Annotated in this window: 10 protein-coding genes and 1 riboswitch; of the genes, 8 read left to right on the top strand and 2 right to left on the bottom strand. The window is 39.2% G+C overall.

Annotation, left to right across the window (positions count from 1 at the left end; translation table 11 throughout):
- The first annotated feature begins 250 nt into the window (after positions 1 to 250).
- From HGR01_RS25475 to HGR01_RS25445, 7 genes are all read left to right on the top strand, one after another.
- On the top strand, positions 251 to 3,790 hold the full coding sequence (locus HGR01_RS25475) for a GAF domain-containing protein (protein ID WP_045871294.1): 3,540 nt from the start codon (positions 251 to 253) through the stop codon (positions 3,788 to 3,790).
- A gap of 129 nt (positions 3,791 to 3,919) precedes the next feature.
- A riboswitch (cobalamin riboswitch) is annotated at positions 3,920 to 4,063 on the top strand.
- A gap of 293 nt (positions 4,064 to 4,356) precedes the next feature.
- Positions 4,357 to 4,767 (top strand): DUF1636 family protein, encoded by a 411-nt coding sequence (locus HGR01_RS25470; RefSeq protein WP_045871295.1) that lies wholly within the window; start codon positions 4,357 to 4,359, stop codon positions 4,765 to 4,767.
- 317 nt (positions 4,768 to 5,084) lie between these two features.
- Entirely contained in the window at positions 5,085 to 7,142 is a 2,058-nt protein-coding gene (locus HGR01_RS25465) for a TonB-dependent receptor plug domain-containing protein (RefSeq protein WP_045871296.1), read from the top strand.
- Between the two features lie 30 nt (positions 7,143 to 7,172).
- The gene (locus HGR01_RS25460) at positions 7,173 to 8,045 is read left to right on the top strand and encodes a (2Fe-2S) ferredoxin domain-containing protein (RefSeq protein ID WP_045871297.1); all 873 of its coding nucleotides are present in this window, start codon (positions 7,173 to 7,175) and stop codon (positions 8,043 to 8,045) included.
- A gap of 35 nt (positions 8,046 to 8,080) precedes the next feature.
- The gene (locus HGR01_RS25455; protein ID WP_096621788.1) at positions 8,081 to 9,283 is read left to right on the top strand and encodes an ABC transporter substrate-binding protein; all 1,203 of its coding nucleotides are present in this window, start codon (positions 8,081 to 8,083) and stop codon (positions 9,281 to 9,283) included.
- Positions 9,283 to 10,368: a FecCD family ABC transporter permease gene (locus HGR01_RS25450; RefSeq protein ID WP_096621785.1), complete on the top strand. Its 1,086-nt coding sequence runs from the start codon at positions 9,283 to 9,285 to the stop codon at positions 10,366 to 10,368. The genes HGR01_RS25455 and HGR01_RS25450 overlap by 1 nt, the downstream gene beginning before the upstream one ends.
- Positions 10,365 to 11,381, top strand: coding sequence for an ABC transporter ATP-binding protein (locus HGR01_RS25445; RefSeq protein WP_045871299.1), 1,017 nt, complete (start codon positions 10,365 to 10,367; stop codon positions 11,379 to 11,381). Before HGR01_RS25450 ends, HGR01_RS25445 begins: the two co-directional genes overlap by 4 nt.
- Before the next feature lie 187 nt (positions 11,382 to 11,568).
- Here the strand turns inward: HGR01_RS25445 and HGR01_RS25440 are convergent, their stop codons facing one another.
- Positions 11,569 to 13,407, bottom strand: a complete 1,839-nt coding sequence (locus HGR01_RS25440) for an APC family permease (protein ID WP_045871300.1) — start codon at positions 13,405 to 13,407, stop codon at positions 11,569 to 11,571.
- 398 nt (positions 13,408 to 13,805) lie between these two features.
- On the bottom strand, positions 13,806 to 13,994 hold the full coding sequence (locus HGR01_RS25435) for a hypothetical protein (protein WP_168160992.1): 189 nt from the start codon (positions 13,992 to 13,994) through the stop codon (positions 13,806 to 13,808).
- A 365-nt stretch (positions 13,995 to 14,359) separates the two neighbouring features.
- On the opposite strand from HGR01_RS25435, the gene HGR01_RS25430 reads away from it, so the two are divergent.
- Entirely contained in the window at positions 14,360 to 14,581 is a 222-nt protein-coding gene (locus HGR01_RS25430; protein ID WP_045871301.1) for a hypothetical protein, read from the top strand.
- The last annotated feature ends 311 nt before the right edge of the window (positions 14,582 to 14,892 follow it).

Genomic DNA, 14,892 nt, shown 5'->3' with positions numbered 1-14,892 from the left:
ATGAAAATTCATACCTCAGCTAGATGACAAAAAAAGCAATTATTTTATTGAGTAAAAATCTCAGAAGTTTGAGTGTTTGGCGTTAATTTCATCAATAAAAGGGAACTATATACAATGACCATCTTCTCAAAATAATTAGACCCTGAAACAGGGGGCTAAGAATTGGCAACTATTAACAATTTTGCAGTTGTGCATTTTCGAGAAGTTTGGGAGAAAACATTTTGTTCTCACAATTCCCAAAATCAGAGCCATGACACTTAATTCAACTTCCACGGAAAATGAAATTCTATTGTCAAGTACTGAACTGCAAGCACAACTAGAGCAACAGAAAGCCTTAGCCAATGTCATTGTGCGAATTCGGGAGTCACTTGACCTAGAAACAATTTTTCAAACTACTGTGACAGCAGTGCTGCAATTACTGAATGCAGACCGTGTAGCAGTATTCCAGTTTAATCATCAAATAGAGTGGGAAGGTGAATTCGTTTGTGAAGCGATCGCACCTGGCTGGGACTCGATAATCGGAACTAAAGTACATAGCAATTGTTTTGGAGAACACTTTGCTACTCAGTATCAACAAGGACAGGTGCAAGCCGTTACTGATATTTATGATGCTGGATTCAATAATTGCTATGTAGAAATTTTTAGTCAATTTCAGGTACGCGCTAACTTGGTTGTGCCGTTATTACAGGAGCAAGAAGTGTGGGGCTTGCTTTGTATTCATCAGTGCAATGAGCCTCGTTACTGGAAAGAATCGGACATTGAATTTATTTGCCAAATTGCCAATCATTTAACTGTTGCAATTCAACAAGCAAAACACTTGCGTGAAGCACAATTACAAGCTGCAAAATTAGCACAAGCAGCCCAACGCGATCAGGTAATTGCTCAGATTGTCGATAAAATTCGTTCCCCCTTGGATATCGAAAGCATCTTTGCAATGACAACACTAGAAATCCGCCAGCTGCTGCAAGCTGACAGAGTCGCAATCTTTCGCTTCAATGCCGATTGGAGTGGTAAATTTGTGGCGGAATCATTTGCGGAAGGCTGGATACCTTTAGTGGGTGTAGAAACTGCGATCGCGGATACTTATTTACAGCAAAATCAAGGCGGACGCTACATTAACAACGAAACATTTACCATTAATGATATTTATCAAGCAGGATTATCTGATTGTCACGTTGCGCTGTTAGAACAATTTCAAGCAAAAGCTTTTGCTACTGCTCCCATTCTCCAAGGAGATAAATTATGGGGAATCATTGGCGCTTATCAAAATTCCTCACCCAGACGCTGGCAATCTTACGAAGTGGAATCGCTAACCAAAATCAGTACACAAATTGGGTTAGCCTTACGACATCATCAGTTATTTGCCCAAGCTCAATATCAAGCAGAGCAACAAAAAACATTAACCAGCGTTATTACCCGCATTCGCGAATCTTTGGATTTAGATGTCATCTTCCAGACTACAGTTACACAAGTGCGGCAAATGCTGCAAGCAGATAGAGTAGCAGTCTTTTGTTTTGATTCGCAAAAAGATTCCCAAGGAGAATTTATTTCTGAGGATGTTGCAGCGAACTGGGAATCAATAATCGCTGCTAAAACCTCCGACAATTCCTTTGGAGAACAATTTACGACTTATTATCAACAAGGAAAAGTCAAAGCGATCGCGGATATTTTCACAGAGGGATTAAGTGAAGCTCATCTAGCAATTCTCAGCAAATTTCAGGTGCGCGCTCAACTGGTAGTTCCTTTACTCAAACGAGGCACTTTATGGGGCTTACTGTGTGTGCATCAATGTCGTAATCCGCGCAATTGGCAAGCTTCAGAAATTGAATTTGTCAGCCAAATTGGGGAAAATTTAGGAGTCGCTTTACGACATAACGAACTTTTATTAGAAGCAAGATACCAAACAGAACAGCAAAAAACATTAACTGGTGTAATTGCCAGAATTCGTGAATCTTTAGATTTAGAGAAAATCTTTCAAACTTCTGTTAGCGAAGTGCGACAACTGCTAAAAGCTAGCCGAGTTGGTGTTTTCCGCTTCGATCCTTTATCAGATTGGGCAGGAGAATTTATCTACGAAGATGTAGCTCCCGATTTTATTTCTGCAATCAAAGAAAAAGTTTATGATCATTGTTTTAGCGAACAATTTGCTTCCCTTTACGCCCAAGGTCGAGTTAATACAGTTGCAGATATTTATCAAGAAAAATTTAAAGACTGCTATATCAAAATCTTAGCCAGATTCCAAGTGCGTGCCAATATGGTTGCACCTCTGTTAAAGCAAGGTGAACTCTGGGGATTACTTTGCATTCATCAATGTGACGCACCTCGCAATTGGCAAACTTCAGAAATTGAATTTGTCAGTCAAATAGCCGAACAATTAGGAGTAGCCTTAAAACAAGATTCTTATTTAAAGCAGTTTCAAATGCAAGCAGTTCAGTTAGCAGAAGCTAAAGAACGAGAAAAAGCTATGGAAAGGCAAAAATTGCTAGCTGCAACTATTGATAAAATTCGGCAATCTCTCGATATTCAAACTATTTTTAAAACTACTACTCAAGCAGTTCTCGAGTTACTAGAAGTTGAGCGGATTGCTATCTACCGCTTTAACTCAGATTGGAGTGGTAAATTTGTAGCCGATTCTTTCAAGGATGGTTGGAAACCGATGACACAAGCCCAACCAATGATCATCGAAGACTTTGCTAGTACTGATGACGATAATGAACTTCCTCGTAACGAAACTTTTGTGCCGATTCGTCAAGGAGAAAAATTATGGGGATTATTAGTTGCTTATCAAAATTCCCAACCCCGTTATTGGAAAGATGAAGAAATTAATTTACTGGCGCAAGTAGGCGTGCAATTAGGGATTGCACTTCAACAAGGAGAATTACTTGAGCAAACCAAACGTCAAACTTTAGAATTAACTCAAGCTCTACAGGAATTAAAACAAACTCAATCGCGTTTAATTCAAGGCGAAAAAATGGCTGGTTTAGGGCAATTAATTGCTGGAGTTGCTCATGAAATAAACAATCCTGTAACTTTTATTTCTGGTAATCTTGTACATTTAAATGAGTATACTGACGAACTCTTGAAAGTTGTCAATCTTTATTGGCAACATGATTCATTATTTCCAGAGATTCAGAAACAAATTAATCGTAAAGAATTGGAATTTATCATCAAAGATTTACCCAAAACTATCGATTCAATGAAGATAGGCACCGACAGAATCGACCAGATTGTACTATCATTGCGAAACTTCTCGCGTACAGATGAAGGTGAATTGAAGTTAGTCGATATTCATGAAGGCTTAGATAGTACTTTGCTCATCTTAGGACATCGCTTCAAAAATCATAAAGAGCGCCCACCAATTTCTATTGTGAAAGAATATGGCATTTTACCTTTAGTTGAATGCTATCCCGCGCAAATCAATCAAGTGATAATGAATCTCTTGAGTAATAGCGTTGATGCTTTAGAAGAAAAATTTAAAAACATAAATAAGAGATATTTACATTCATCAATAGAGCCTCCAAATACTCCTTTAAATATTTGGATTAGTACGCAAACCTTAAATAGCCACATTGTCATTAAAATAGCTGATAATGGCTTAGGCATTCCCGAAGAAATCAGAACTCGTATTTTTGAACCATTTTTTACTACAAAAGAAGTAGGGAAAGGTACAGGCTTGGGGTTATCTATCAGCTATCAAATAGTAGTTGAAAAACATCATGGTCAGCTTAGATGTTCTTCCCAACCCGGACAAGGTACAGAATTTGTGATTGAAATTCCGATTAAACATTAACATCAGGATTAATGGATTGATAAACAAGGTATATAATTGACCTTTCTCAGTCTACGATTTTACTAATTTTGGTAAATTGTGGATTACTTTTAAGTAGCTGGCGCAATTTAGCTCATTGCTGTGGTATTATTCCTCCAGTATCAATTCGGTTCTAATGGGGAGCAGCCATCAGAGGTAACGGGGAAAGACTGGTGTAAATCCAGCACTGTCCCGCAGCTGTAATGAAGTTCTTGCTTCAAAGTCAGAATGCCCGCCGAAATTACCACCAACTCCCATCTGCGAGGTACAGATGAACTTTGCTAATACTCTTTTCATTAAGAAGTGTCACTTTCTCATAGTTGCAGATCCAAGCCACGCGATCGCAATTGCTATGAGATTGTAGACTTTTACCTACAAATATTCATACTGACACAAGGTTATAGATACAAGCCTGAAAACCCATTTGTATCCTAACCTTGGCCTTCGCATATTTACATGATATCTAGGCAGGTTTGCACCCATACTACACGCCAACCTGACAACTCTAGTGTGCATTTCTTGTCTTCATCAGCAATATTTCAAAATTAATGAACAACAAACAACATACTTTATTCGTCTGCACAACCTGCGCTAGTGTGTGGCAAGATGGCAAGCGGGTTGGTGAAAGTGGCGGACATCTGCTATTACAGCAACTGCAACAACTTGCACAAGATTGGGAATTGCAAAATCAATTCTCCATTCAAGGTGTTGAATGTATGAGTGCTTGCAGTCATGCTTGCGTTATCGCCTTCCAAGCACAAGAGAAACTCACCTATCTTTTTGGCAATTTAGCAGTCGATGATAATGCATCTGCTATTCTGCAATGTGCTATTCAATACTACACAAACCCCAATGGTTTACTACCTTGGTCAGAACGTCCAGAAGCTTTAAAAACAGGCATCTTAGCTAAAATACCACCCCTCAGTAAATGGGCAAAATTCCACCGTAATTGCTGTTAGGAAACTCCAAAAAATAAATTATTCCGTTCACTGTTGACTGTTAACCGTGAACCGTCAACAGTCAACAATAGCAATGGGATATTTTTTTAATTGGAAGTCCCTTAATCCAACACCAGTAGTAGGGGCAGGTGAAGCAATATCCCTGTTCATCATCGATACATATCTGTAAACCCGCCCCTAATCTCTTGTAAATTGCTGTCCAAAATGATAATAATAATCATTATCATATTTTCCTCCTGGCTGAGAGTTTTTGCAAAAAACCTCTCATCTTCACTCACGACCAATTTTTTTAGTTATACAGGTGGCTGAAATTACCAATGCGTAATCAACTTATCGCCAGATGGGGAACTCAACTTATCATCTCTAGCGTGACTATCACCACAGGGATGCTGTGGGAAAATTCCAGCATCATCGCCACAGAAATTGCACAAGCAGAAGAGAAAGAACCAGATATTGAACTGACAGTTATTGACAAACTCCTCAATGAACCTGTATTTTCCCCTTTTCGCCGCGAGGGAACAGTCAAAGATTCCACCCGTCCGGTGTATGTCATTACCGGCGAAGAAATGGAAGCGCAAGGTGCAAGAACTGTCAGAGAAGCACTGCGATTTCTTCCTGGTATTTTAGGTGACGGTACAGTTGGGACAGAAGTAAACGCTTTAAGTGGCCAATTTATTCGCGGTTCTAATACCGGACAAGTCTTAATCTTATTGGATGGTAGACCAATTAATAATTTAGGTGGTGGTGGTTTCGATTTATCAGAATTTACCACGAACAATATTGAAAGAGTCGAAGTCTTACCCGGAGGTGGTTCAACTCTTTATGGTTCAGATGCAATAGGTGGGGTAATTAATATTGTTACCCGTCGTCCTACAGAGCAAATTACCACAGACACCAAAGTTAATTTTGGTTCCTATGGATTGAACCAACAAAGTATTCAAAATAGTGGAAAATCCGGTGATATATCTTGGTTAGTTGGATATAGCCGGACTCAAGCACAAAATAATTATCGCTTTCGTATTCCTGAAGCTAACTTTGAGGGGACAAGAACGAATAATGACGCACTCTTTAATAACTTTAATGTCAAATTAGAAGCAAATTTAGGAAAACGTAACACCTTAACTCTCTCCACCTTATATTTAGGTAAAGAACAGGGAGTACCAGGAGGCGTACCCATTCCTGTACCTCAATTTGGACAGGGATTTTTTAACACTCTCACCGATAATAATCGTAAATACACAGACCAAGTTCTCACTGATTTAACCTGGAACTCCAAATTAGGTAGCGGCGATGATTCACTTTTAACAGCGAGAGTTTACGCTGATTTTCTCAACACTCGTTTTGATAATCGCAGTGGCGCAATTACATCCCAAAACCGCTTTGATACCAAACAAGATTCCTATGGTCTTCAAGTTACCCATAACTGGAACATTGCGAAGAATCAGACCTTAGTTTATGGCTTTGATTATCGGAATACCAATGTACGCAACACCACATTTAATTATGGAACAAATATTACCAGAGAAAATTATGATGATGCTATAGGTCAAGGGGCAATTTTTGGGAGATATGAAATTAACTTTTCTCCTAGTTTTAGTATGAATTTGGGAGTGCGGCAAGATTTTAGTAGTTTGGTCAATGGTTCGTTTACTTCGCCATCTGTAGGGGCAAAGTTAGCGGTATCAGATTCAACTACACTCCGAGCTAACTATATCAGAAACTTCCGCGCTCCAACCATAGCTAATTTATTTAATACTAATCCTACTAACATTGGTAATCCTGACCTCAAGCCAGAACAAGGAGATAGTTTTGATGTGGGGATTGACCAAAAGTTAGGGAATATTGGTTTGTTGAGGCTGACATTTTTTAGAAACCTTGTTTCTGATACAATTGCCTTCAAAAGTTTAATCCCACCTGTAAATGGTAATACAGGAACTTGGGAAAATATCGGGTTAGTAGAAACTACGGGAATTGAGGCTTCGTTAAATTTACAAATAGCGAGGAATGTTTATACTTTTGTTAATTATACGGCGAACGATCCGCGTATTTTAGCAAGTGCTAATCCGGCGGAAATTGATAAGGAGTTGCGGTTTGCAGGTGCAGATAAATTAAATTTGGGTGTGTCTTATGAAAATGCTAAAGGTTGGTATTTTGGTGTGTTGATGAATTCTTTAAATGGGTATCCTACTAATAATATTAATACGGAGTTTCTTTCGGGGTATACTACTTTTGATTTAAAGATGCGTGTACCTATTAGTGATAGTTTAATTTTAACTGGGAGTTTGGATAATCTGTTTGATCAGCGTTATCAGTTGTTTCCTGGTTATCCTGATGGGGGGAGGGTTTTTCAGGTTGGGTTGAGTTCTCGGTTTTAAAGAGTTTTTTCACGCAAAGGAGAGTTATAAATGAGTGAGTTTAATTGTTGGGTGACACCAGTTAATGAGGTAGTTAAGGAAGATTTAGCTACGGGGGGGTTTATTGAGTATGAATATTTTGATTGTGGGAGTGATGTTTTAGCATCGTTAGTTTATACTTTGTTTGAACAGAATTGGCAGCAGGTTGGGATTGCTCATATTGTTCAAGGTAGTGTTTTAGAATTGGAATTTAATGCACCACCAAAGCTTTGTATTCTCTATGATGGCTATTTGACGGTGGCTACTGAGGGATGGCATTTACATTTATGTATTGATACTAATTTTGGCGGCCCTTTGTGTAAAACTCCTGTGGAAGTGAGGAAGCAACGTTTAGTTTCTCGTGCTGCTTTTTATCGGCGGTTTAACCCAGAAGGAAATCCTAGAAGTTGGGGTATTCAGTTTTGGAATGGTGCGAATGAACAATTGATGACGATTTTGTTACCTAATCCTTTGGTAGATGGAGAAAATTTATTACCGGAGGGGAAACCAAATCTAGATAAGTTAGCTCTTTATCAAGATTTGCGTGATATTTATGTATTAGGTAAAAAACCAATACCATTTACCAAAAATCCTCTCAAACATTCTTATATCTCAGTTTGTACCTCTACACGCTGTCTACCTTCTCGCAAATGGCAACCTACATTTGATGCTTTAAAATCAGCAGTAGAAAATGCAGGTTTAGACATCGAAGTTAGAACCTCTGGCTGTTTAGAAGTCTGTCAACTCGGCCCAGTTGTTTTTTATTCCAATGATAGAACTTGGTACACTCGCGTTAACCCCAATGTTGCCGAAAATATCGTCAACGAACACCTCATTAAAGGTAACAAAATCACCGAAAACCTCTACCCACCCCAAACTCCCTAACTCTCTCTCTCTCTGCGCCTCTGCGTGAGATAAAAATGATAAAACTCCCTCACCAAAAATCAATCATTTTCCTCTGTCAACTATGCCTCATAGCCACCCTCATCATCGCCTGTCATCACACCACAATTCACACATCAACTAACACCTGCACCCCCAACTATAACCCTAACCAAGATTACTTTCCCAATAAAATCAAAATCACCCACGCCAGAGGTTTGGCGGTAGAATATCATAATAATTACAAAGTGGTCACCATTAAAAACCCTTGGCAAAATGCTAAAACTCAATTTCAATATGTTTTAGTCCAATGCGGAACTCCCACACCCCAAGGATTTAAGCAAGCGCAAGTAATTACAGTTCCCATTAACTCTATAGTTTCTTTATCAACTACACATTTACCCCACTTAGCTAAATTAGATGTAGTTGATAAATTAATTGGAGTGAGTAATATTAAACAAGTCAATACGCCTGAGGTTGTTGAGAGAATTAAAGCGGGAAATATTACCCAAGTCGGCAATAATTCCAATGTAGATATCGAAAAATTATTAGCCTTAAATCCCGACTTAGTAACAACCTTCGGTACAGGAAATTCCCAAACTGATAGTTATGGCAAACTCACAGAAGCGGGGTTAAAGGTGGGAATAAATGCTGAGTATATGGAAGATACACCTTTAGGGAGAAGTGAATGGTTAAAATTTACCGCTTTGTTTTTTAATCAAGAAGCCAAAGCAGAAAAGATATTTAATGAAATTGCGAGTAGATATACACAAATAGCTGCAAAAGCTCAATCTGTGAAAAACCGTCCGAGTGTCTTTGTTGGCTTTAACTTTAAAGGTACTTGGTTTATGCCGGCTGGTAATAGTTATGTAGCGAAATATCTGGCCGATGCTGGAGGAAATTATCTGTGGAGTGATGATAAATCTAATGGTAGTTTACCGCTTTCTTTTGAAGTGGTTTTAGAACGCGCAGCTAATGCTGATTATTGGTTGAATTTTAGCCAAGCTTGGCAAAGTGCCAAGGATTTAATCGCAGATGATAACCGCTATGCTGATTTTCAAGCGGTGAAAACAGGCAATCTTTATAATAACAATGGGCGTGTGAATGCGAATGGTGGTAATGATTACTGGGAAGGGGGAATTAGTAACCCTGATATTGTGCTGGCAGATTTAATTAAAATCCTGCATCCAGAAATATTACCGAATCATCAATTGTTTTATTATCGGAAATTTAGCAAATAATGTTACTTAAATATTTGCCGTCTAATTTATTAATAATTTTTAAATCTACTTCTATCAGAACTTTAGTATTTTCGCTGTTAATTATCGGGTTGATTTTGGTATTTTTACTAGATTTGGCTTTAGGTTCTGTCTCGATTCCGATTCAAGAAGTTATCAATATTTTACTGGGACAAGAACCTGAAAAAGCGACTTGGGCAAATATTATTCTGAAATTTAGACTTCCGAAAGCGTTGACTGCAACTTTAGCTGGTGCGGCTTTGGGTGTGAGTGGTTTGCAAATGCAAACTTTGTTTAAAAATCCCTTGGCGGGGCCTTTTGTGTTAGGAATTAGTTCTGGTGCAAGTTTGGGTGTAGCTTTGGTGGTGTTAACTGCGAGTTTAACTACACCAACTTTATTAAATGATTTGGGAATCATTACTGATTTTGGGTTGGTGATAGCTGCTAGTCTGGGTGCGGCTGCGGTTTTGGGTTTAATGTTAGTGGTGGCGCGTCGAGTACAAGAGACGATGACGCTGCTAATTTTGGGTTTATTGTTTGGTTATGCTACGAGTGCAATTGTAAGTATTTTATTGCAATTTAGCTCTAAAGAACGGATTCAAAGTTATATTATGTGGACTTTTGGTAGCTTCGCTGGAGTGACTTGGAAACAGTTAATTGTGTTAATTCCAGTGATAGTTTGTAGTTTATTGGTAGCGGTATTGCAATCGAAATCTTTGAATGCGCTGTTGTTGGGGGAAGCTTATGCGCGGAGTGTGGGTTTAACGGTGGAGAAAGCTAGGTTTTCTATTATTAGTAGTGCTTCTATTTTAGCTGGTGGAATTACGGCTTTTTGCGGGCCGATCGCATTTTTGGGTGTGGCTATTCCTCATCTGTGTCGCAGTCTGTTTATGAGTTCTGACCATCGAATTTTAATCCCTGGTGTGATGATTATGGGGGGAATCTTGGCTTTGGTGGCTGATTTATTTTCCCAACTTTGGGTAAGTCAGATGGTTTTACCTTTAAATGCGATTACGGCTTTGATTGGAACTCCGGTTGTCACTTGGGTAATTCTGCGACGTAATTCCCAAAAATCCTTTCCATCATGAATAATGCGATTTTAACTACTCATAATCTGAATATCGGTTATCAAATATCGCGCAAAAATGTGCGGTGTGTGGCGAGGGATATTTCTGTGTGTCTGGAAGCTGGGGAATTGGTGTGTTTATTGGGGCCGAATGGTGCGGGTAAGTCTACCTTACTGCGATCGCTCGCCGGAATGCAACCACCTCTAGCGGGGGAGGTGCGGCTTTTGGGTGATGATATGTATAAGTTAGCACCGCAGGATTTAGCCAAGCGGTTGAGTTTGGTGCTGACGGAAAGGGTGGATGTGGGTATGTTATCGGCTTATACTCTGGTGAGTTTGGGACGACATCCTTATACAGACTGGTGGGGAAGGTTAACGCCTGAAGATGAGGCGATTATCCATTGGGCGATAAAATCTGTAGGTGCGTTACATTTAGCGGCGCGTCAAGTTAGCGAACTGAGTGACGGTGAACGTCAAAAAATTATGATTGCGCGTGCTTTGGCGCAGTCGCCGATGGTGATGTTATTGGATGAACCGACGGCTTTTTTAGATTTACCTCGACGGGTAGAAATTATGCAATTGTTGCGTCAGTTAGCACGAGAAACTCAGCAAGCAATTTTACTTTCTACCCATGATTTAGATTTAGCTTTGCGGCTGGCTGATCAAGTTTGGTTATTAACATATGAGGGAATTTTACAGGTTGGCGCACCAGAAGATTTGGTGTTAAATGGTGCTTTTGCTAATACTTTCCGCAGTGAAGGTGTGGAATTTGATATCTTTTCTGGTGAGTTTCATTTACATACACACAACAAAGGAAATATTAATTTCATCGGTGAGGATATCGCCTCGCTATGGACGATACGTGCTTTAAAACGTGCAGGATTTCAAATTGTTCAAAGTCACGATAACTTGCCAATTTCCATAGAATTAATATCAAATTCACAACAATTTTTCTGGAAAATTACCAATAACCAAAGCGTAAATATTTATAATTCACTGTACGATCTAATTAAATATTTAAATTTATTGTATTAGCGATGGTTTTCTAACGATATTGTAATTAATTAATTCAGAATAATGGTGTGAGTGCAAAAAGTTGGATTATATCTGACTCATTACTTTATTTAAAATCAAATAAATACCCAATACTCATGCAACTCACAATTATGCTGATCTAGTTGTTAGCTGATTTGGTTTGTAGCTTTATCTGCACTATATGTACTTATAGGTAATACCTAACAGTAGAGATAACGCGACTTTTTTTAGCTCTTAAAGCAGTTTTTAAGAACAGGGTTGTTTGGTTATGCAAAATGCTATCCCACCAGTTGCGAGTTACAAAAGCAGGAATAACAATTGTAGTGAAAACATCGGGATGGCGTTCTTCAAACTGAGCCACAAAATCGACAATGGGAGTAATTACAGAACGGTAGGGGGAGTCGATAATTTCTAAAGGAATATCTGACTCTAATTGTCGCCATTTTTCTTGCAGTTTCTCGCGGTCTGTAGAACCGTTAATATCTACATGGACTGCGACAATTTCATCTGCAATGGTGCGTGCATAATCTAAGGCTTCTACTGTCCCGCGATTTAGATGTCCTACCACAACTACAGCTGGGTGAGTAACTACTTCTGGTTTTGGGCGAGGAATATAACTGCGAGGTGCGATTCCTTGAATGCTCAGGCGTTCGGCTACGTATTGATAGTGACGGTGAATGCTAGAAAATAGCGCGACTACTACAGGAATAGCTACTACAACTAACCAAGCGCCTAAAAGAAACTTTGTAGAAACAATAACTATTAGCACCACCAATGTTGCGATCGCACCTAACCCATTCATGAAAGCACTAGCACGCCAATTCGGTTCCCGCGATTGGAACCAATGACGCACCATCCCAGCTTGCGATAAGGTAAAGGAAGTAAATACACCCACCGCATATAAGGGAATAACGGCGTTAACTTGTCCTTTGAAGATAATTACTAAAATTCCTGCACACAAGCTGAGGAGAATAATCCCGTTAGAGTAGACTAAGCGATCGCCTAATAAGGCTAATTGTCGGGGTAAGAAGCCATCTCGTGCCAAGAAGTAACACAGTCTAGGGAAATCTGCGTAACTGGTATTTGCTGCTAATAGTAAAACTAGCAAGGTGACAATTTGCACAAAATAATAAAATGCATTATTCCCCAAAATCTCCCTACCTAAAAGAGATACTACTGTTTGTCCCTCTTCTGGTACAACATGGTACACATTTGATAAATATGTGATCCCAATAAACATCAAGCCAAGAATACCACCCAAATAAAGCAAGGTGATGCGGGCGTTTTTCCACTCAGGTTCCTTAAATGCTAAGACACCATCAGAAATTGCTTCTACTCCTGTGAGTGCTGTACATCCAGCCGAAAATGCTCGCAAAATAAAGAACAAGCTCAGTCCTTCTTGCACAGGAATGGGAGGATATTCTGCGATCGCTTGTCCTGTAACTTGCTTGAACAAGCCAATTGCAATCAGCACAAAAATACTCACAATAAATCCATAGGTAGGAATCATAAATATTCTGCCTGATTCCTTTACACCTCTAAGATTTGCCAGCGTCAACAGAAAAATGAAAATTAAGCACAAACTGACAGTGAAAGGCCTAAGCGCTGGAACGGCTGATGTGAGAGCGGCTGTACCCGCAGATATACTGACGGTGACTGTCAATATATAGTCAATCATCAGTGAACCCCCTGCTACTAGACCGGGATAAAGACCCAAGTTTTCTCTAGCAACAATATAGGAACCACCACCTTGAGGATAAGCGCGAATAGTTTGCCGATAAGATAGTACAACTATACACAGCAGGAGAATAATTGCGATCGCAATCGGTAGAGACAAACCAAGTGCGCCGCTTCCCGCTGCGACTAAAACTAACAGGATTTCTTCTGTTGCATAAGCCACAGAGGAGAGCGCATCCGAAGAAAGAACTGCTAAAGCCGCCGCATTACTCAATCGCTCTTCACTATGTGCGCTGGTTGGTAATGATTTACCGAGTAGAAATTGTTTTATTTGTGGGTAGAGGGACATACTGAGTCCACCTGAAAAAGGTTAGTACTCCTGCTCAATCGAATTGGTAGTGTAACTTCATGTAGAAGTTGGATCAACAGGAAGCAGGAAGAATCAAAGGAATGGAATTTCCCTTTCTCCTTAACCTTTACCTTATCCCCACTGTTTACAAAAGTATCTTTTGCAAGAGGACTACTAAAAACTGAGCTAGGAATATAGCAATTTTGGCAGATTGCTCAGGTATTAGACGATAGGGAATTGGGGATTGGGTAATGGGTAATGGGTAATGGGAACTACATAAGTGCCTAAACAGAATTATTTACACACATGATTTTTGTTCTCTGTTCCATTTGGCAAGCAATGCATTTAATGTTACACGACTAGTTAAGCTCATCCCACCCCTAAAAGGGGATGGGATTTCACGTTGACGGTTGACGGTTGACTGTTAACTGTTGACTTTGAACAATTAACGGTGGGCTATCCCTCCCACCTCTTGAAGGAGTGGGTTTCCCGCCGCCTTTGATGATCCTGTTTAACTTCGCTATTAGTTGATAAATCTGCTGAGGTTTCGTGTGAGTCAGTAAAACGAAGCCTATTGAGTTACTCATATTTGTAGGTTTAAGCAGATGGCAGATGTAGTTAATACATCAATGGAAATACTAAATTAATTTATACTCTGCTATTCATTGTAAACACTTGCCTATATTTAAGGTGTATTAGACATAATCTTTTACTGGAAAAGAGTTGTAAAGCGAAAAAACCATTTAGCCTATATATGGCTCTAGTAAAAATACTACTGAGTAACAAATCAAAAGGTAGAATGTCAGGGAATGTATATGTATCTTTTGGCAGTTTAGTCAATATCCTGAAATATTTATTAATATAGAATATAGATTTCACCGTTAAGAGTGAAAAATCTCTGAACGTGATTTTGTATCAATCACTCAATTCTTCACCAACGGAGTAGAAGACAATGAACGACCAGAAACCATCCGACTCTAAAGATGTTCTGGGATATCTCAAGAATGGAATTTGGCTGTTTGGCCTTTCATCTTGGCTGTTTGGGATTACAGATCGCAGCATTGCTTCATTTGCAGATGGTTATTTATCTGCATTGGATTTAACGCAACTATTTACAGCTGCTACATTCTTTGTAGCATGGCTATTTTTAAAGCCAGTACCGAGGGGTTCATAAAATTATCGATTTTGCATTCAAATCATTGTTTACTGCACTGGTAGTCAGCGTTTTAGCGCTGGGAGTTTTAGAAGTATGTAGAAATTGAAAAGGTCGATTATGTGAGAGAGAACACTTTTCATTCCCATAGAGAAAACCACCCAAAATGGCAGCTTGCTATTTTACGCAAAGTTACACTTAGTGATTTATATTCACAACAGTTAGGGTAATTCTGGAATTCCAGAATTACCTTGATTTTTAGTGATAAATTCGGTTTTTTCTGTGAATATTTTGATGAAGTAGCAGAAACTTTTGTTAGGATACATCGGTCT

The organism is Tolypothrix sp. PCC 7712, assembly GCF_025860405.1.
Classification (GTDB): Bacteria; Cyanobacteriota; Cyanobacteriia; order Cyanobacteriales; family Nostocaceae; genus Aulosira; species Aulosira diplosiphon.
This window is presented reverse-complemented; position numbering and strand designations above follow the sequence as displayed.

Bases quoted from the DNA above. Each gene is read 5' to 3' on its own strand.
- HGR01_RS25445 (WP_045871299.1), top strand. From the start codon at position 10,365: ATGAATAATGCGATTTTAACTACTCATAATCTGAATATCGGTTATCAA.
- HGR01_RS25465 (WP_045871296.1), top strand. From the start codon at position 5,085: ATGCGTAATCAACTTATCGCCAGATGGGGAACTCAACTTATCATCTCT.
- HGR01_RS25460 (WP_045871297.1), top strand. From the start codon at position 7,173: ATGAGTGAGTTTAATTGTTGGGTGACACCAGTTAATGAGGTAGTTAAG.
- HGR01_RS25470 (WP_045871295.1), top strand. From the start codon at position 4,357: ATGAACAACAAACAACATACTTTATTCGTCTGCACAACCTGCGCTAGT.
- HGR01_RS25450 (WP_096621785.1), top strand. From the start codon at position 9,283: ATGTTACTTAAATATTTGCCGTCTAATTTATTAATAATTTTTAAATCT.
- HGR01_RS25430 (WP_045871301.1), top strand. From the start codon at position 14,360: ATGAACGACCAGAAACCATCCGACTCTAAAGATGTTCTGGGATATCTC.
- HGR01_RS25435 (WP_168160992.1), bottom strand. From the start codon at position 13,994: ATGAGTAACTCAATAGGCTTCGTTTTACTGACTCACACGAAACCTCAG.
- HGR01_RS25455 (WP_096621788.1), top strand. From the start codon at position 8,081: ATGATAAAACTCCCTCACCAAAAATCAATCATTTTCCTCTGTCAACTA.
- HGR01_RS25475 (WP_045871294.1), top strand. From the start codon at position 251: ATGACACTTAATTCAACTTCCACGGAAAATGAAATTCTATTGTCAAGT.
- HGR01_RS25440 (WP_045871300.1), bottom strand. From the start codon at position 13,407: ATGTCCCTCTACCCACAAATAAAACAATTTCTACTCGGTAAATCATTA.